This window comes from Candidatus Abyssobacteria bacterium SURF_5, assembly GCA_003598085.1.
Lineage (GTDB): Bacteria > Abyssobacteria > SURF-5 > SURF-5 > SURF-5 > SURF-5.
The window spans coordinates 15,575-34,336 of sequence record QZKU01000004.1 but is presented as its reverse complement, the minus strand read 5'-3'; the positions used below and the strand labels follow the sequence as shown (position 1 = coordinate 34,336).

The following is an 18,762-nucleotide window of genomic DNA, read 5'->3' as shown; positions in this document are numbered from 1 at the left end:
ATTTTTGCTGAAAGGGTAGCATGAAGCCTATCGTCGAACTCGATAACATCAAGGGCGTCGAGCAGACGGAACGCGCGCGCAGAAGCCAGATGTACCGATTCCTCGCCGAATCGTTTCGGTACCCCGAAACGGAATTTCTGAAGATGGTGAAGGACGGCGAGTATCTGAAGTATGTACTTGCGCTTCTGCATGATCTCCCGTACGAAGTGGCTGTGGAGGAAGGGGCGCTTTCCGGCCAACTGCTGAAAAACGTGTCACAGGAGGATTTCGAAGCCGAATTCGTTCGCGTTTTTGACGCAGGCCCGGGAGGACCTCCCTGCCCTCTCTATGAAGGGAAATATGCCGGCAACAGAATGGGCAATATGGAGGAACTGGTACGCTTCTACAACAACTTCGGTCTCAGCGTCGCTGAAGCGCCGGAACGCGAACTCCCGGACCATGTGACAACCCAACTCGAGTTCATGCATTACCTGACATTTAAAGAAGTCATAGCGTTGCAGAGAAACGAGGACATCACGCCTTACGTGTTCGCCGAAATCGATTTCCTCAAGCGCCACCCGGCCAGATGGTTGCCGGAGCTTCATCGGAAAGCCGAGAAGGTTTTGGCGTCGCGCAAGGTGCCGAACCTGTGCGAGGCGGCGGTCTCCTTTTATTGCGGCGTTATCGGCTTGGCCGCTAACGTATGCGCCGGAGATTTGCAGCATCTCCAGCGGTTGCATCCAGACCGGAATTGAAGTGAGGGGGTCAGGCTTTGGCAGATGACATAAGCCTTCCTTTAGACTGAATTTTCTCGGCGAATCCGCTTATGTCATGCGTCAAGGTCTGGCCCCGTAATGCATATGGGAAGCATATCCAAAAAGATCACCGAGAGCCAAATATGGCGCTCGGTCTTCAGGCACCGATTTTCTGATACTCCCCGCAACCGGGTGCTGACGGTCGTCTCCAACTTTTTCCTTCATGTGCATCCGCCGAAAGTGAGAAGGATAGGCCTGAAAATCAGGCACACCTTTTGCCTCGGGGGCCTGACGTTCTTCATGTTTTTGGTGGAGACGATCACCGGCGTGCTTCTCATGTTCTATTATCGCCCGACGGTCGAATATGCGTATCTCGACATGCGCTTGCTCGAACACGTGGTGAAGTTCGGCCTCGTCATGCGCAATCTGCACCGGTGGGCGGCCCACGCCATGGTCATCCTGGTGATGATGCATATGCTGAGGGTCTTCCTCACCGGCTCGTATCGTCCGCCGCGGGAATTCAACTGGGTGGTCGGCGTTTTCCTCCTGGTGTTGACGCTTCTGCTCAGTTTTACCGGTTATCTCCTCCCGTGGGACCAACTCTCGTTCTGGGCGATCACCGTCGGCACGAGAATGGCCGGGGCTACTCCTCTGCTGGGCTCCGAAGGACCCTTCCACCAATTGCTCGGTATCGGACCCGAGAACGACGTGAAGTACTTGCTGCTCGGAGACACGATGGTAGGAGAAAACGCTCTTCTGCGGTTCTACGTGCTGCATTGCATCCTGCTGCCGCTGGCGGCAGTGGTATTGATGTTCGTTCACTTCTGGCGGGTGAGGAAAGACGGAGGGATTTCACACCCGCTCTAGATGAGGATTCTATGGACCTCTCTGTCAAAGCCGGTTCTGCTGAAGTGGCGCAAGATGAGTTTGAGTTCGTGATTCCTCATCTGGTGATGAAGGAATTTATCGCCGCCATCATCGCTTCAGTCATTCTGCTCGTATGGTCGATGCTGCAGAACGCTCCTCTCCTCAGCATTGCGGACCCGAACAAGACTGAAAATCCGGCGAAAGCTCCCTGGTACTTTGTCGGGTTGCAGGAATTACTCGTATACTTCGATCCGTGGATCGCCGGAGTTGTCATTCCCACTCTCATTATCCTCGGGCTCGTCCTCATTCCTTATATTGACGTCAGCACGACGGCAATCGGCAAGTACTCATTTTCCGAACGCCGAGCGGCCATAATCACCTATGTGTTCGGGTTTGGGATGTGGTTCGTCCTGATCCTGATCGGCCAGTTCCTGCGCGGACCCAACTGGCAGTTTTATTGGCTGTGGGAGGATTGGTCGGTCGCAAAAAGCGCGGAAGAGACGCTGGTCAATATGCCTCAGTGGGCCGGCATCGCCTTTCTTGCAACGTATATAACAATTGGGCTGGCGCTGCCGGCAGTCCTTATGAAGGGCATCTTCCGCCGCATGGGAGCGGTGAGATACCTCATCGCTTTCACGCTTGTGCTCTTGATGTACGGCGTACCGATCAAGATACTTTTGCGCCTCGCCTTCAATATCAGGTACATTGTGACCACGCCATGGTTCAATATCTGAAGAAGAAATGAATATCATCAGGGCGAAATTTTCGAGCCGCCTGGTCTTCTCAGCGGCCATTCTGGTTTTTGCCGTTTTGACGGTGCGCGTTTTCCAGCACGAGAACTCGCGCGAATGGGCGGCATATCAGCGAGAATTTCAGAAGCTGTCGGAGCAGAAGCTGCTTGAGCAAATAGCCGCGTCCGCTCAGGCCGGGGACTCGGCTGAGACAGAGAAATGGGAGAAGCAGTTGCGCGAGGCCCGGTCCATGCGGCCGCATCTTCGCCAGGTGTTCCTGCCGGATGCGAATGTGCGCGATCTCTGCACGAGCTGCCATCTCGGCATCGATAATCCCCTGTTCGCCGATGCGCCCGAGCCGTTTAAAGCTCATCCGGGGAAAATGCTTGACCTGCATAAGGCGGATAAATTTGGCTGTACTGTCTGTCATCATGGGCAGGGCGTGGGGACAACCGCATTCGCTGCCCATGGATATGAAGAGACCTGGTACAATCCGCTCATCCCGCATCAATATCTTCAGGCGCCTTGCATCGGCTGCCATGAGACTTCATACGGACTGGAAGGGGCCGAGCAGTTTGAACTCGGCAGACTCGCCTTTCAAAAATATGGTTGCTACGACTGCCACAGTGCGCGCGGATTCGAAGATCTTCCCAAATTCGCGCCAATTCTCGACGGATTTAAGGAGAAGCTGGCGGACGAACGATGGATGCTGAGTTGGTTGAAAACTCCCGAAAAAATGCGGCCGCGCACTCTCATGCCGACCTTTACGCTTTCGGATGACGAAATTCGCGACATTGCGGCCTATGCGCTCTCTTTGAAATCCGATAAGGAATATCCGAAGGTTGATCTGTCACCTGCGTCCGCCAAAGAGGGTGAGACCCTGTTTACCGACCTCGGATGTAAAGCCTGCCATTCCGAAAAGCGGGAGGAGGATTCGCTGACGAGACGCATTCCGAATCTGTCGGACGCCGGAATCAAATTGAATGGGAACTGGGTGTTCGAGTATTTGAAGGATCCCAAGGCGTACAACCCCGACACGCGTATGCCCAAGCTCGACATCACCGATAGCGACCGGCTCAACCTCACCGCATATCTTATGACTCTGAAGGATAATGCCGAGCTTGTGCGCTCGGAGCCGCTGAAAACAGACGGGGCGTCAGTGGAAAACGGAGGCAAACTGGTTCAACTTCAGGGTTGCTACGGCTGTCACAAGATGAAGGACTTCGACAGATCTCCGCTTCCCGGCGTCGAGGTGGCCGAGGTCGCGAAGAAAACGCTCGACGAACTCCCGTTCGGAAATTCACAGGTTCCTACGACCAAATGGGACTGGATTCTCAATAAGATAAAGGAACCGAAGATTTACGAGACGGTCGATATGCCGTTGAAAATGCCGAAGTTTAACTTTGAAGAAGGCGAAATTGAATCACTCACCATTTTCTATTTCTCCAACACGGTTTTTCAGCTTCCGCAGAAATATATGCTGGCGGCCGCAGAGGCCCAGCGGCGCGGACAGGCGGGGGAATGGGAAGTCACCGAAAACCATTGCCGCGGCTGTCATATGTTTGAGGAGAACGTCAAACCGCGCATCGATCAGTTCATCGGACTCAAGACGTACGTGCCGCCCCGGCTCGTCGGCGAAGGAGAGAAGGTTCAGCCCCAATGGGCTTTTCAATACCTGACGAAACCCGTTCCCATGCGGCCGTGGCTGAAGATGAGGATGCCGACTTTTTCCTTTTCGTATGAACAAGTGCAAGATATGATTGATTATTTTTCGGTGAAGTCTTCTTCTGCTGAGGACGCTCGCGTGCCGTACGTGCTGATTCCGCAGAAAGAGGAAATGCCACAACTCGATCGGGATATGGGCGAGTATCGGGTGGTGGCCGACAAGTGTATGCAGTGCCACCCGATCTCTCTTGAAGGAGGTCTGCCGGAGGACGTCAAGCTTGAGGACCTCTCGATTAACCTCATGCTCTCGAAGACGAGGCTGCGCTTCGAGTGGATCAAGAACTTCCTTCGCAACCCGGACAAATATGCGGGTGCGGGCACGAAAATGCCATACGTTTACTACACCCCGGAAGGCGCCCAGAGGGTCTCTGACGCCGAAATGTGGATCGACCTCGTCTCCAAATACCTGATGATTATGGACAAAATACCGGAGAAACCGCCGGAGGCCGAGGAGGAGCAGAAAGAAGAGATCGACTGGACCCAGATGGACTATTAGAGAAAAGAGGTAGGGGAAGAAATCAGTTGGGGGCAAAAAATGAGAAAGCAGAAACTGTGGAAGTGCCGGTTTTGCGCAATTCTTTTCGTGGTCCTTCTGTCGGCGCCGGCTTGGGCGGCGACCAGCGTCAGCCGCAATATCGAGAAGGACACTATCTGGTTTGCCAGGAAGAGCCCATACCAAATAACGAACGACATCAAGTTGATTGAAGGCGCAACGCTGGAAATCGAACCCGGCGTCATTGTTGAATTTTACCCCGAGAAATCTCTCGAGATAAACGGAAGCCTCCGGGCTGTAGGGACGCCGGCGAAACCTATTCTGTTTACCGCACATACCGAAACGCCCTGGGGAAACGTCTCATTTACCGACTTCAGCACTGATGCCGCCTTCTCCGAGTCCGGCGCCTATTCAGCCGGCTGCATCCTGAGCAATTGTATTGTCGAAAAAGGGGGAGGCCTCTTCATCAGGTTCGGCGCCCCCTTTATTACCCAGTGCGAAATCCGTAATAACGTCTCCAGCGGGATTCGGGTGGAATTCGGCGCACCGACTATCATGGGCAACCGCATCTATGGGAATTCCACCGAACATGACCCGGCTTCCGGCAACGGAGGAGGCATCATTAGTTACTCCGACAGGAATGTCCGAATCGCCGACAATATCATCTACAACAACATCTCCGACGGCGGTCGTGACGGCGGCGGCGGGATTTATGCTTACGCCGCGGACGGCGGAACTGCGCACATCATGAACAATGTGATCTTCGGCAACAGCAGTTCACGCTTCGGGGGCGGAATCTACGCCTACAAAGCGATTTTGAACGGGAACACCGTTATCAATAATAAAGCCATATTGCGTGGCGGCGGAATTTATGCGGTCGAATCCGAAGTGGCCGACAACCTTGTGCAGGGAAATTCAGCGGAGCGCGGCGCCGGCATTTTCTCCGAGAATGCCAGCATCAAATCGAACAGCATTATTCGCAATAAGGCCGCCCGCATCGAAGGAGGGGGTTTGCATTATTTCGGCTCCGGCCCCATTGAGGATAACTGTATCGCCGCAAACAGCGCCGATGGAGATGAAGGTTGCGGCGGCATTTATGTTTCAGGCAATCCGCTTATCCGCGGCAATAATATCCTGGGCAACGAAGGCTACGCTCTTTATATAGCCAATGTGTCCGATGCGCCCGATGTCGTCGCTACCGAAAATTATTGGGGCACTTCTTCCGAAGACTCGATCCTTCGGGTGACCTATGATTGGATCGACAACGAATCCAATGGATTGGCCATTTACAAGCCGTTCATGCTCGAACAGCGCCCACAGCCGCCCATGCTGCCGCCTTTCCACGTACGCGCGGCCTCGCGAGACGGCGGAATCGAATTGACGTGGGAAGAATCGCCCGGCGCAAACTTCACCGGCCACAGGATCTATATCAGCTCGGAGAGCGGGTATCCATATGATACGGTTTTACAGACAGGTTCTGAAAAGTCGTTTCTCATCACCGATCTGGAACCGGAAAAGGAATATTTCTTGTGTGTCTCCGGATTTTCGACTCGAGACGAGGGCGAGGCGGAGACGGGGCTTTCCGAAGAGGTGAGGCTGTATTTTTCTCCGTCGGAAGAATCGCTCCTCGCGCCCGTAAACCTTCATCCGGCTGACGGCGATCAGGGGGTGCTGCGGGATAAGATAATCCTGAAAGCCGCCCCTCCCGAAGCAGGCGAAGCTGTAGTCTCCTACCGGTGGCAGGTCTTTGCCGCCGGCGACAGCGCCTTTAATCCAGTGCTCGATACCATGACCTCTGGACCGGAAATGGATGAGCTGACGATGGGAAGTGATAAACTTCAGGCAGTCAGGGAGTATGCATGGAGAATCGCCTCCCGTTCGCCCACCGGCAGTTGGTCGGATTGGAGCAGGCCCACGGGCTTTACAACTGCGCCCGAAACCGCCTTCACCTTGTCCGGCCCGATAGACAGCGAGATGCATCTCCAAAAAGCGAAGAGCCCGTATTTCGTCGCCGGCAACACGATCATTATGTCGGAAGGGAGACTTGTTATTGAACCGGGAGTGGCTGTTCATTTTGCTCCTGGCAAAAATCTGAAAGTGCGGGGAGAGCTTCAGGCTCGGGGAACGGCGGACGCTCCTATTCTGTTTACGCGTGAATCTTCGGGGAGATGGGGAAGCATCATCTTTGCCGAACAATGTGCGGATGCGATTCTCGATGATCAGAGAACCTACATCGACGGAACCATTCTGGAATTCTGCAGTATCGACGGAGGCAAAGGTTTGTTGATCGAATCTTCCTCGCCGCTCATAAAAAATTGCGAGATAGCAGGAAACGGCGGCAGCGGGATAACGATTCGACAAGGCGGCCCGGTTATCGCGGGAAATGATATCCATCATAATGAGGCCCCCACCAATGGCGGCGGCATTTACGCCTATACGAACGATATCATCTATGTCCTCTCGAATAAAATTCACCACAATACTGCGGACGGCGACGGCGGCGGCATTTATGCCTACGGATACATGAACACTTCGACGATCCATGTGGAAGACAACGACATCACCGCCAATACGGCCACAGGCAACGGTGGCGGCGTCTATCTGTCCCGGTCCTCGGCGATCGGCAATCGAATAGATGGAAACACCGCGAAAGCGGCAGGCGGCGGCATTTATTCCACCTTCGGGCTCGTCGATGAAAATGAGGTGACGCGGAATCAGGCCCGGGAAGGTGGCGGCATTTTCACGGAACACAACAGCAGCATCACGCGCAACTACATCGGCTCAAACATCGCGCTGTCGCAATTCGGCGGCGGCGTATTCATCAATTTCTGGGGGACATCCATAGAAAATGAAGTCTTCACCAGGAACACCGTGACCGCCAATCGAGGGCGGTCCGCAAAGGATAACGGCGGTGTATACGTTCTCGGATATCTTGTTTTCGAAAACAACAACGTGTATGGCAACTCCGGCAGCCAGTTCTACAACGGGAACTCTGCCGATTCATCTCCGTTTACAACAAGCAACTGCTATTGGGGTAGCTCAGATGGGGGCGCCATTTCCCGCATGATCGTTGACGCAGATGATGATCCGGCCTTGGGAAAAGTAACGTTCGAGCCTTTTCTCGACAAACCAGTAAAGATCAATTAGAGAATTATGTTAAAATTATAGTAGAGTTCGTAACAATAGAAGGCCTGATAATAACCGGCCGGTGTGGCAGAAAGTCGAGAAAATGCCTGTATTTACCGGCAAGATAATAAAAACGGAAGACGAGTGGAGACAACAGTTGAGCCCTGAAGAATTCAGGGTAACACGAAAGAAGGGAACTGAAGAACCTTTCCGCGGAATGTATATCGATTGCTTCGAGGAAGGGATTTACCACTGCGTTTGCTGCGGCAACGAATTATTTAGTTCGGAACAGAAATACGACTCCGGCACTGGATGGCCCAGCTTTTGGGCTCCGATTTCGGAGGAGAATATCCAAACGCGACGAGAGCTGACTTCTCTTAAGAAGCGGGTCCAAGTAAAGTGCAGCCGATGTGATGCCCACTTGGGGCATGTGTTTGACGATGGTCCCGAACCTACGCGGAAACGATATTGCATCAATTCCGTCGCGGTCCGTTTTGAAGCGGTACAGAAAAAATCCCCCTCATCATAGCCACAAGCCAAGCAAAACCTTCATCGCGTGAAACCTTCTGTCCATTGTCTCCAGCGTACTCGATGTCAATTCTGCAACGGTTTCGCCATAATTGAAGTGGACGTCTGCGGAAGAAGGGTCTTTTATTATCAGGGGCGAGGTTATTAGCCGAATTATTTGGAGAAGAAAGGAAGATATTGCCGAACGCGTAGTTTCCTCCGAGAGTACTGCAAGCGCCCCGCAAGAAAAGGAGGACGATTCGTATGAAGACAGTTGTCCTTAAGAAGAAACATTTGGGCATGGCCGTGATGATGGCATCTCTAAAGGGATCGGCTCGAGCGGTTAAATTTTTGTTGAAAAATGGGGCGGATGCCGACGCTCCGGCCGTAGGAGTCGGAGTAAAGGCCATTTTAGTCGCGGCGACATCGGGAAATGTGGAAGTCGGGAAAGCGCTCCTGGAGAATGGGGCCGACCCGAACGCAAGGGATACCGACACCGACTTGACGCCCATGATGATAGCCGCCGCCAAAGGGCATGATGAATTTATTCGTTTGCTCCTGCAGAACGGCGCCGATATCAATGGCACAACAAGTGACGGGTATACGGCCCTCATGATTGCAGCGGCAAGTGGACACTATCTCACCGTAAGGCTGCTCATAAGAGAAAAGGCCGAGTTGAATCTCAAGAGCAACCGGCAATGGACGGCCCTCAGATACGCGCACGAAAGAGGGCACCTCAACGTTTGCCGCATCTTGAAAGAAGCCGGCGCCGAAGAATAATCGCCATGCGGCAGTAAAGGAGAAAACTTTTGGACCGGAAAAAAGATGCATTAGACTTGTTAAGAAAGATCCCGCCTCCCCTTCTGCTCGCCGTAGCGGTCGGAGGCATTATCTTGTTGCTGGTTCTGTTTTCCGGTCCGGAACAAGGAAGGCTGCCGGTCAAAGGCGTAAAAGCTCTGACCTTCACGGCCGTTGATCTCTCGGGCCAGAAAGTATCGTTGTCAGATTATCGGGGGAAAGTCGTACTCCTCGATTTCTGGGCTACCTGGTGCAGCCCTTGTCTCATGGAGTTGCCGCATATAAAACGCGTCTATGACAGATATAAAAACGACGGCTTCACCGTCATTGGCATCAGCCTGAATACCGATCGCACGGAATTGGAAACACTGGTGAGGATGGTTGGGATAGAGTGGCCGCAAATTTTTGACGGGAAAGGCTGGGAAAATGAAATCTCCCGCCTCTACAACGTTTATTCGCTCCCCGCCACGTTTCTGGTCGATCAGAAAGGCTTGATCCGCTACGTGAACCTTCGCGGCGAACAGGAACTTGACCGGGCCGTGAGAGAGCTTCTGGGTAAGGAGAAAGTTGTGCAGTCGCCTGCCGCCTATTAGCCCTCACGGCCGGTGGCAACTCACATAGTATTTCGGGTTCAACTTTTCTGCTGCGAGTTTGTTGTAGGCGTCATAAATGCCCACGGACACCATTCATCACTTCTCTGCATCTGCTTAACAATTCATAGAGAGCCGCAGGATTTCCTCTTCATTTTTCCTCAAGAAAATAGTACAATATTTCGAACTACCGTACTGAATACGGCTATCCCCGAATGAAATGACATGGAAGAAAAACAGAATCCTTTATTTAATCCAGCCTTCCCTCTTTCAAACAAGTATGATCCGAATTGGGTATTGGACAACCAGATGGGACCGAACGTGCTCTGGCTGACGGAGTGGCTAACGGCTTCTCTGGATTTGAAGCCGGAGATGCGTGTACTTGATTTGGGCTGCGGCAGCGCGCTCAGCAGCATCTTTCTGGCGCGCGAATTCGGCGTTCAGGTATGGGCGGTTGATCTGTGGGTAAACCAAAATGAGAATTGGCGGCGAGTGCAGGAGGCAGGGGTCGCGGACCGCGTCTTCCCGCTCAGGATCGAAGCGCATGCGCTTCCGTTCCCGGTCGAGTTCTTCGATGCGGTCATAAGCGTTGATTCCTATCAGTACTACGGGACCGACGAGCTTTACCTGAGCTACCTGAGCTGCTTCGTGCGGCCGGGCGGAAAAATCGCCGTCGCTGAAGCCGGCCTCACGCAGTCCATTGACAACGAAATACCTGCGCACCTGACTCAAAAACAATCCAACGGGCACGCTTTCTGGGAAGATGAATGCATTACATTCAAGACCGCCGACTGGTGGCGGGCGCTATGGGATCGCGCAAATCGCGTTGACGTTGTCCTTGCCGACACCATGCCTGATGGATGGAAGCACTGGCGGGATTTTGAGATTCTCCTGGAGAAATCGAAAAAGAATAAATTTCCGTCGGTTGCGGAAGCGCTCGAGGCGGACGCCGGCAGGTACATCGGATTCGTCCGGGTTATCGGGACCCGGAAAGAGGGAATCGCACCGATGAACCTGTATGATTCGGGACTGATTGCGTCATTGGGCGACCGCGGATAATTCCGTTCATTCAGCTTCCGTTGTTAAAGGATCGTCCGGCAATTCAGTCAGCGGGGTGGAACTGAAAGATCGACTCGTGAGCACCCTCCTTCTTGGCTGCTTCCAACCGACCGGCTCAACAAATCGCGGCTACTGTATCTCTCTTCCGGCCCGGAATCCTGCATGAACCGCTTCGAAAGCCGTTCCCACGTGACTGGCATCACCGACCACGGTGTACTGAATCTTCTTCTGTTCGAGGATTGCCTGAAGCGGGTTGTGAGACTGCGCGCCGACAGCAAGGACGATGGTATCGGCCGGGATCTCTTCCGTCGCGCCATTCCGCTCGATCTTTATGCCGGAATCGGTTATCTCGAGCGCTCGCGTCTGCACATCGCTCCTGATCCCGAAGCGGGCCATGTCCTGCAGCATTCCCCAGCGAGTGGAACGGCCGATATCTTTGCCGATCTTGTCGATCATTTCTATGAGAACAACCTCTTTCGTTCCACGGCTGGCCAATTCATAAAGAGCTTCGGGGCTCTCGGCTTTATTGATGAAAAGGAATTTCAATTCCTCGCCGGAAAGCGTTCCCTTTTCCGCGAGAAACATCGCGGTTTCAACTCCGACTGCTCCGCCTCCTATCACCACGACCTTGCTGCCGGTGAGGACTTTATTCTGCAGCACGTCCCACGCCTGCACGACGTTCGGGCGGTCGATTCCGGTTATCGGCGGAACGATCGGAACGGCGCCGGTGGCCAGGATAACGGTGTCAGGCGCTTCTTTTGTGATGAGAGCGGCATCAACCTTTTGATTGAGCATGACGCGCACCCCATTGACTTTTACCTGTTTCTCCAGGTCTCGCGCGAGCTCCATGAACTCGTCTCTACCAGGAGGCGCAGATGCGAGGAAAAGCTGGCCGCCGAGCCTGCCGCTCTGTTCGTAAATCGTGACGGAATGTCCCTGCTCTTGCGCCGCGAGGGCCGCGCTCATGCCTGCAGGACCGCCGCCGATTACCATGACCTTCTTCGGTTTTTCTGTTTTTCGCGCGCTCAATTCCGCCTCATGGCCGGCCTTCGGATTGCAGAGGCACTCGACCGACTTTAGTTCGAACAGATGATCGAAGCAACCCTGCGCGCACGCGATGCAGTGAACGATTTCATCCTCGCGTCCCGTCCTCACCTTCTCGGGCAGATACGGGTCGGCGATCAGGCTTCTGCCCATGGCGACCATGTCGCACATGCCGTCGGCTATCAGCTTGCGAGCGACCGCGGGATCATTGATCCGGTGGCTTGCGATCACCGGCACATTCACCTTTTCCTTTATTCCCCGCGCCTGATACGCGAAGACGCCCCGCGGAACAAACGATACGATCTGCGGGACCCTCGCCTCATGCCATCCAACATTGATGCACAGCGCGTCCACGCCGTGCTGCACCAGCGCCTGCGCGTATTCCTGAAGCTCGCCGCGGCCTTGTCCGCCCGGCATGAAGTCGTTCCCGTTCATGCGCACGATGAGCGGAAAATCCTTGCCCAGCTTTTCGCGGATGGCGCAGATGACTTCCAGCCCGAACCGCATCCGGTTCGCGAGCGAGCCGCCATACTCATCCTTGCGCTGATTCGTTAGCGGTGACAGGAATTCGCTGATCAGGTAGCCGGTCCCGCTGAGAACCTCGACGATATCGAAACCCGCCTTCTTCGCGCGGGCCGCCGCCTCGGCGAACGCCGTTATTGTCCGCCGGATATCCTCGAGCGTCATTTCGCGCGGCGTCTCGCGCGTCATGCGGGAAGCGATCGGAGAAGGCGCAATCGGCTGTTTTCCGCCGAGGAAAAAGGACATGTTGTAGCGGCCGGCATGATTCAATTGAAGCGCCGAACGCGCACCGTTTTTCTTTATGGCATCCGACAGGCGCGCAAGGCCCGGAATGAATTCGTCGCTGTGCGCGCCGATATTCTGGGTGTTGCCGGACAAATCATCAATAGTGGCGTAGCCGACGCAAATAGCACCCGCGCCGCCGCGGGCTCGCTCGGCATAAAAATCAACGAGCCGGTCCGTCACCTGAAAATCTTCCGCCATCCCCAGATGCATCGCGGGCATATAAATGCGGTTGTTGATCTCCAACCTTCCTATTCTTATTGGATTAAGCAACGGGTCTTTCATGGCAGCCTCCAGTGGAAACGGTATGGGAACGCATTGTAGTTTCCAATTGTTATCTTGTCAGTTTCCATTTCAATTGAAACTCTATTTCTTCATTATTTCCTTCGCGCTCATGTTCGATATTGATGACTGCGTTGGGCGGCACGGTCACGCGCTCGCCCGCCACCTGTATCCGGAACAGTTTCCCCTGTTCGATGCAATCGGCAAGCCGGCGCAGCTTCGTAACGAACTGTTTTGCGGGATATTCTTTTTCGATGTCGCGCATGAATTTCTTCAACTTGGCCACGATAGCTTCTCTCCTTCATCCTGGTTACAGACTAATAATCCGCGCATTCCTGAAAGGCTTCCCACATCGCCTGAAGGTTTTCCGGCGGGACGTCGGGTTGTATATTGTGGACTGCCGCAAAAACGAATCCGCCATCTGGAGCGAGGTCTTCGATCCTTCGCTTAACCTCATCCCGCACCTCTGCCGGCGAGCGATGCGGCAGAATCTCCTGGGTATCGACTCCGCCGCCCCAGAAGCAGAGGTCCTTCCCGTATTCCCTCTTTAGCTCTTTGGTATCCATTCCGGTCGCGCTCACCTGGATGGGGTTGAGCGCGTCGATGCCCGTTTCGATCAAGTCCGGAATCAGTTTCCGGATGCTGCCGCAGGAATGCAGCAGAACCTTGACGTCGTTTTTCGCTACCTTCTTGATGTGCGCAAATAGTTCCGCCTGGCGCGGCTTCAAGAATTTGCGATACAGCTCAGGCGACATGATGGGATTGTTCTGCGTGCCGAGATCTTCGCTATGCAGACAGATGTCCACATTTTCGCCGACGACCTCCAGAGTCCTTTCCCATAGCCGCATCTGGAATTCTTTAATCCTATCCAGAAGCTGTTCCATCAGTGCCGGCTGAAGCATGAAATCCACCAGGGTCGCCTCGAGGCCGTGCAGCATCCAGGCGACTTCCCACAAGCCGAGCCCGTAGAGACTGAACATTACGGCACAGCCGGTATCGCGCATTCGTTGCGCCTCTTCCTTCAGGCCATGAAATCGAGATTCCTGCAGGGGGTCTGGCCAGGGAAACTCTTTTAGACGTTTGCGGGTGAGCTCTCCGCCAAGCGGGTGGCCTACCGGGTCGGTATAAAAGCTGCTTTCCGGCTTTGCCCATTTCACGCCCCATTCGTCATAGAGGAGCATGGTGTCGCCTTCGAATTCGATTCTCGGCTCGGGCTCGGAAGGCATTTGGATGAGCGTGCCACGCGTATCCACTTTCAGATGCCGAAGGATGTTTTCGGGGACCTGCTTGAAATTGCCGGTCTGCATGAAGGCGTTGAACAGCGTGTCGTCAGGCTCTTCGGTCAAATTCATAAACTCGATGAACCGGTCGTAGGCTTGTATGGTGATGCCGGTCTCGATGGAGCTGCCAAGATCGAACGGAATGCGGTCGGGTTGGCGATGATTCAAGGTATCAATCACTCGTTGTTTCGAGGCGAATGAATTCATGGGGTGTCTCCATTACACGAAAATCCGTTTCCCTGTCGGACCTTATCATATCCGCAGCAGACTCTATTTTCAAGAAAGAAAAGAGAAACGGAGAGAGGAGGCTATCCCGTAATTCAAATTTCTCTTCTGCCGGATCCTGGATTCCTGCTTTCGCAGGAATGACGGGTTACTCTGACTTGTCGATACTGCTTTGTCATCGGCGCCAACCTCGTTTCGGGACAGCCTAAGAGAGGAGGTTTCGATGCTTTCTCCGGATCAAAAGAACTCCCGCCATGGCCGGATTTGGAAACGGACTTGGGGGACAAGAAACCCATCACGTAGCCATCATGCGGGAAATCAGGGTTCTCTTACTGCTTCGTAAATGACCAGATTTCGTCCGAAACGATCGCTTCTACCGGGGGCTGCGAAAGGTCTGCGCCCCGCACGCGCCAATAGATTTGGCCGCCGGAAGGAATCCTGTTCCACACGCCCAGCGGCATGGTCCAACTGGTATCAGTGATGAGCAGTCCAAGATCTTCATACGTCGACCGGTAGCTCGTGAACGATTGCGAGAAGCTGCTGTCCACAGCGTAAACCGGGGCAGCCCCGAGGCCGGTGCTTGTCCACATGAACGTCGGCGGCGATGTCAGAATCGAGCCGTCCGCCGGGAAGAGCAGGTGAACTGCCGGCACGGACTGCTCGATCGTGTAGAAGAACAGCCGGTACAGTTCGTCGAGGGAAATCATCGCCTGCGGCATGAGTTCGTCGGCGATCTGCCGCAGCTCGAATTCACTGAAGCCGCCTGCCCGCCTTGCTCCCCCGTCCAGCTCACCGTTGGCGTCGTTGCTGTCGTAATTGTCGGCGAGTTCGGCCGTCGCCCAGAACAGGTGGAATAGAGGCGATTGGCTTTCCCACTTGGCGCGGGCGGTATCATCATTCGGCTCGAACGGGTCCCATTTGGTTCCCGGAATGTCATAACGCACGTAGGAAAACTCATTGTACGGCCACGTCTGATCGGTGTAGCCCCACGGTCGGGCGCCGATCACAGCGCCGTCCGCATCGAACACGGGCACTTCGTTATGCGTGTATTGAGAATACACTCCGACGGCGCCCATGAAATTCTCGTACGAATCGGGCCACACCGGGCTGTGCGGATCGCAATGAGCGTGTGCGGGGACAGTCAAATCCGCCAGCAGGTGTGCCACGCGGCCGAGAAAATAAAGCGAGAGGCCTTTGTCCTGCGGGCGCCCTCCCTGGCCGAGGTAATAATCGAGCGCAAGCTGCCAGCAGCCCTCGGCGACCTGAATCGGGCTCGGGTGCGCGTCGAAGATGTCGGGCATCACGATAACCTCATCCCATGAGCTTTGCGAGTTGGCCCAGCTCACGCCGGTCATCAGCAGATCGCCGTCATTATGCGCCTTCCGCCGCCAGAGGTGATGATAAAACACTTCGGCGGCGTCATAATCGAGGCCGTTGTAGAATTCGTCCTGCAGATAGTCTCGTCCCGGATCGAATGCCGAATGGCCGTAAAGGTCGTACAGGATCACGAACGTCTCGTGCACAAAAAACAGGTCTTCTTCGTGCGTACCCTCGATCAGATCGTCGCCGACCGCAGGCCAGCTCCCGACCGTCAGATTTCCGGCGCTGCTGCCGCTGCCGTCGTCGTTCACGAGATCGAAGAACGGATCGATAATGTAAAACCGCGCCTGGTCGTACTCGGAATATGGCATATCGAGCGACGGCTCGGGCGCCGACCAGAGTATGTCGGTCACGACGGCGCCGGCATACCGGCCGCCATAAGTGATTGTTCCCGGCGCCGGCGTCGCGCCTGAGTATTCGGTGCGCGCGCCGATATAATCCCACAGTTCGTGATGGTCGCCTGCAAAGAAAGCATCCCATTCCGCCTGGATTACCGGCTCCATCCCATTCGTCCCCGGCCATAGGAAAGCTGCTTCCCCCGTCAGATACTGGTGTACCTGCATGTTCGGCTCCGACTTATGCAGGGGGCTCGCCATATCGGCCTGGACCCATGCGGGCGCGGTCAGAATGAGAGCTAAGAGCGACGCGATCAAGGTAAACCGGAGGCATATTCTTTCGACTCCATTGAATCGGCTATAGGTTTTCATTTTTTCCCGCTCCTCGTGAAGAAGTCCATTACCGCTCCCGCTGTTTTACCGCGGTGGAGATATTATATCCACACTTTCAAGAATTGCAAAATGGTTTTATAACAAAAAGGAGAGCAGGAGGAGGCGGGTAACTAAAGCGTCTGAAATCGAAGAAGATGAAGCAAATTTCCAAAAAAGGAGGGGAGCCTTGTTTCAATAGGAGAGAAACAGGGTGATGTTTCCGGCCGTTACCGGCTGTGCGCAGGACCGCATCTATTCGCCGAAACAGAAGGTTCCCCCGAAAAACTACTCATGCATCGCGCCGCCGCTTCACCAATCGCCGCGCCCCCTCCACATCCGAGGTTGCGAAGCGACGGACGAAAAAGGATTTCAGGAGGAACGTGCTAGCGGCGGATCCGATCTGACCCTGATACTTTTACGAGCTTGTTGTAAAGGCCGAGAAGCAGGAAAGGAGCGACCCATTGGCCGACGAAATGTCCCTTCTCCTCGCGGCCTGTTACTTCGAGGACGAATGCCGCCCCTATCGAGCCAAGTGCCGCCCAAAGAAACACGTCCGAGGGCAGCTTCGCCGTTTGCTGCTCGATCAGCCTGGCGACCATTCCCTCCTTATGCTTTTCGGGTTTGGAAGTAGTCAGCGCTCTTTCCTTTAATCCTAATAGTCTCATGGCAGATCTCCTTCTACAGACAATCGCATGTGTTTCCGGACACTCCCGTTAACCGGGGTCTTATTCTAAAATGACCCTGCCGGAAACGCCCTTCCATGGGGTTGATTCTGTATTTAAGAAGCGGCGCCACTCTTGCCCAAGAGAGCTTTTCCATTTCGAAAAACGGTCGGCTGATACTGAAAAGCTTATTGAACCGCAAAGGCGCAGAGGCCGCAAAGGCAGAATAAAAGGAGGATTTAAGGGGTGTCTTGTTGTGCATGTCTTTCTCTGCGCTCTTCGCGTCTCCGCGGTGAAAAAAGTTTTTGAAGACAGCCTCAAATTAGTCACTTCAATTGGCCTTAAAAAATGTCGGTTTTTGAACCAAAATGCCACATGTTGGAATTATCTTGGACAGCAAGTGACACCTTTGGCCGGCGGAGTTTTGCGAGACTGCTTCAATCAGGCAGATTGGGATCTGTCTCCGACATATGGCGGGATTGGCGCGAGCACGGTCGGCGGTCCCAGAATGATGTCGCAGTGATTGCCCTGCGGGATATCTGCCGGGCTCGCCACTCTGAACCGCTCGAGCGCGGCGGGATCAAGTTCGGTCCCAAGTCCGGGCCGATCGCCAAGATCGAGCAGGCCGTCCTTGACGGTCAGCGGATGGCCCAACAATTCCTCGATGAAGCGGTTGCCGGTTTGGTCAATCTCAACTGTTATTCCGTTATCATGGGCCGCAACGACATGGGCATTTGAGATGACGGCGACCGGATCGCACCACGAATGAGGAGCAAACCGAAGATTGGCAGTCCGCGCCAGTCTGGCGACTTTGACGACTTCGCTGATGCCGCCGCAACGCGAGGCGTCGGGCTGCACGATATCAACCGCTCCGATGCGAATGAGCTCGCGGAAGCCCTCGAAACCGAACTCGTTCTCGCCGGATGCAAGCGGGAGCCCGATTGTGCCGCGCAGGGCAACGTAATTGTCCAGATCGTCTGCCTCAAAAGGTTCTTCAAACCAGAACACGCGGTTGGCGACGAGTTCTTTCGCCATGCGCCGCGCACCTTCAAGATCAAAGCGCCAGGTACCGTCACACATCAGATCTATCTTGTCGCCGATTGCGGCGCGCACGGCGCGTACGGCGGCAACGTCGTGCTCCCAGCTATAACCGATGCGCATCTTGACGCGGCGGAATCCTCTCGAGACGTACTTGGCTGCGAGCTCGGCCGTTTCCGCCGGCGTGAAACCGTACAGCATTCCACTCGCATAGGCGGGACATTTCGAGGTTTTGCCCCCGAGCAATTTCCAAACCGGTTTGTCTTCCGCCTGCCCTGTCAGGTCCCACAGCGCCTGATCGATTCCGCCGAGAGCCGCCATGGCGGCGCCTTTCCGTCCCGACCAGCGCGTCCAGACGTACATGCCTCTCCACAGGCGCTCGATCTGCGTATCGCCCCGCATAAACTGGCTGAGAGGATCATATTCGGTATCGGTCACGGCGCGTCCCTCCAGCAGAGGCGCCAAATGCTGAATGGCGGCTTCAACCATGGCCGGATGCGCGTAGGCCGAGCCGATCCCGGTTAGCCCGTTATCGGCGTAGACCCGCACCAGCGTTGTCATGCGGCCTTTGACCGGCCCGGCCGGCGTTGAGAAGCTTTTGCCTTCGGAATACTCGAAATAGAGGTGGATGGTTTCGATATGGTCGATCTTCATATTTTCCTCGTGTTTGGCTGTCCGGACGGAGCCGGTGAGACATGAGCCGCAGATTT

Annotated in this window: 15 protein-coding genes; 9 read left to right on the top strand and 6 right to left on the bottom strand. The window is 54.7% G+C overall.

Going from position 1 to position 18,762, the window contains the following annotated elements; translation table 11 throughout:
• Positions 1-20: 20 nt before the first annotated feature.
• The 9 genes from C4520_00300 (at position 21) to C4520_00260 (ending at position 10,630) form a co-directional block, all read left to right on the top strand.
• Positions 21-734: a hypothetical protein gene (locus tag C4520_00300; protein ID RJP26719.1), complete on the top strand. Its 714-nt coding sequence runs from the start codon at positions 21-23 to the stop codon at positions 732-734.
• A gap of 99 nt (positions 735-833) precedes the next feature.
• Entirely contained in the window at positions 834-1,601 is a 768-nt protein-coding gene (locus tag C4520_00295) for a DUF4405 domain-containing protein (protein ID RJP26718.1), read from the top strand.
• A gap of 11 nt (positions 1,602-1,612) precedes the next feature.
• Positions 1,613-2,335, top strand: coding sequence for a hypothetical protein (locus C4520_00290; protein RJP26717.1), 723 nt, complete (start codon positions 1,613-1,615; stop codon positions 2,333-2,335).
• A 7-nt stretch (positions 2,336-2,342) separates the two neighbouring features.
• Positions 2,343-4,553: a hypothetical protein gene (locus C4520_00285; GenBank protein RJP26716.1), complete on the top strand. Its 2,211-nt coding sequence runs from the start codon at positions 2,343-2,345 to the stop codon at positions 4,551-4,553.
• A 39-nt stretch (positions 4,554-4,592) separates the two neighbouring features.
• Positions 4,593-7,697, top strand: coding sequence for a hypothetical protein (locus C4520_00280; protein RJP26715.1), 3,105 nt, complete (start codon positions 4,593-4,595; stop codon positions 7,695-7,697).
• Between the two features lie 82 nt (positions 7,698-7,779).
• Complete coding sequence (gene msrB, locus C4520_00275; GenBank protein ID RJP26714.1) at positions 7,780-8,205, top strand: peptide-methionine (R)-S-oxide reductase; 426 nt, start codon at positions 7,780-7,782, stop codon at positions 8,203-8,205.
• A gap of 242 nt (positions 8,206-8,447) precedes the next feature.
• The gene (locus C4520_00270; GenBank protein RJP26713.1) at positions 8,448-8,963 is read left to right on the top strand and encodes an ankyrin repeat domain-containing protein; all 516 of its coding nucleotides are present in this window, start codon (positions 8,448-8,450) and stop codon (positions 8,961-8,963) included.
• 29 nt (positions 8,964-8,992) lie between these two features.
• The gene (locus C4520_00265; protein RJP26712.1) at positions 8,993-9,574 is read left to right on the top strand and encodes a TlpA family protein disulfide reductase; all 582 of its coding nucleotides are present in this window, start codon (positions 8,993-8,995) and stop codon (positions 9,572-9,574) included.
• Between the two features lie 222 nt (positions 9,575-9,796).
• A complete protein-coding gene (locus C4520_00260) occupies positions 9,797-10,630 on the top strand; it encodes a methyltransferase domain-containing protein (protein ID RJP26711.1) in 834 nt (277 codons plus the stop codon).
• 129 nt (positions 10,631-10,759) lie between these two features.
• Here the strand turns inward: C4520_00260 and C4520_00255 are convergent, their stop codons facing one another.
• The 6 genes from C4520_00255 to C4520_00230 all read right to left on the bottom strand — a co-directional run bounded on the left by C4520_00255 (position 10,760) and on the right by C4520_00230 (position 18,706).
• Positions 10,760-12,763, bottom strand: a complete 2,004-nt coding sequence (locus tag C4520_00255) for an FAD-dependent oxidoreductase (GenBank protein RJP26710.1) — start codon at positions 12,761-12,763, stop codon at positions 10,760-10,762.
• A 49-nt stretch (positions 12,764-12,812) separates the two neighbouring features.
• On the bottom strand, positions 12,813-13,025 hold the full coding sequence (locus C4520_00250) for an amphi-Trp domain-containing protein (protein ID RJP26746.1): 213 nt from the start codon (positions 13,023-13,025) through the stop codon (positions 12,813-12,815).
• A 52-nt stretch (positions 13,026-13,077) separates the two neighbouring features.
• The gene (locus C4520_00245; protein ID RJP26709.1) at positions 13,078-14,247 is read right to left on the bottom strand and encodes a hypothetical protein; all 1,170 of its coding nucleotides are present in this window, start codon (positions 14,245-14,247) and stop codon (positions 13,078-13,080) included.
• A 347-nt stretch (positions 14,248-14,594) separates the two neighbouring features.
• Complete coding sequence (locus tag C4520_00240) at positions 14,595-16,352, bottom strand: hypothetical protein (protein ID RJP26708.1); 1,758 nt, start codon at positions 16,350-16,352, stop codon at positions 14,595-14,597.
• Positions 16,353-16,735: 383 nt separating this feature from the next.
• The gene (locus C4520_00235) at positions 16,736-17,017 is read right to left on the bottom strand and encodes a hypothetical protein (protein RJP26707.1); all 282 of its coding nucleotides are present in this window, start codon (positions 17,015-17,017) and stop codon (positions 16,736-16,738) included.
• A gap of 438 nt (positions 17,018-17,455) precedes the next feature.
• Complete coding sequence (locus C4520_00230; protein ID RJP26706.1) at positions 17,456-18,706, bottom strand: mandelate racemase/muconate lactonizing enzyme family protein; 1,251 nt, start codon at positions 18,704-18,706, stop codon at positions 17,456-17,458.
• Positions 18,707-18,762: the final 56 nt, after the last annotated feature.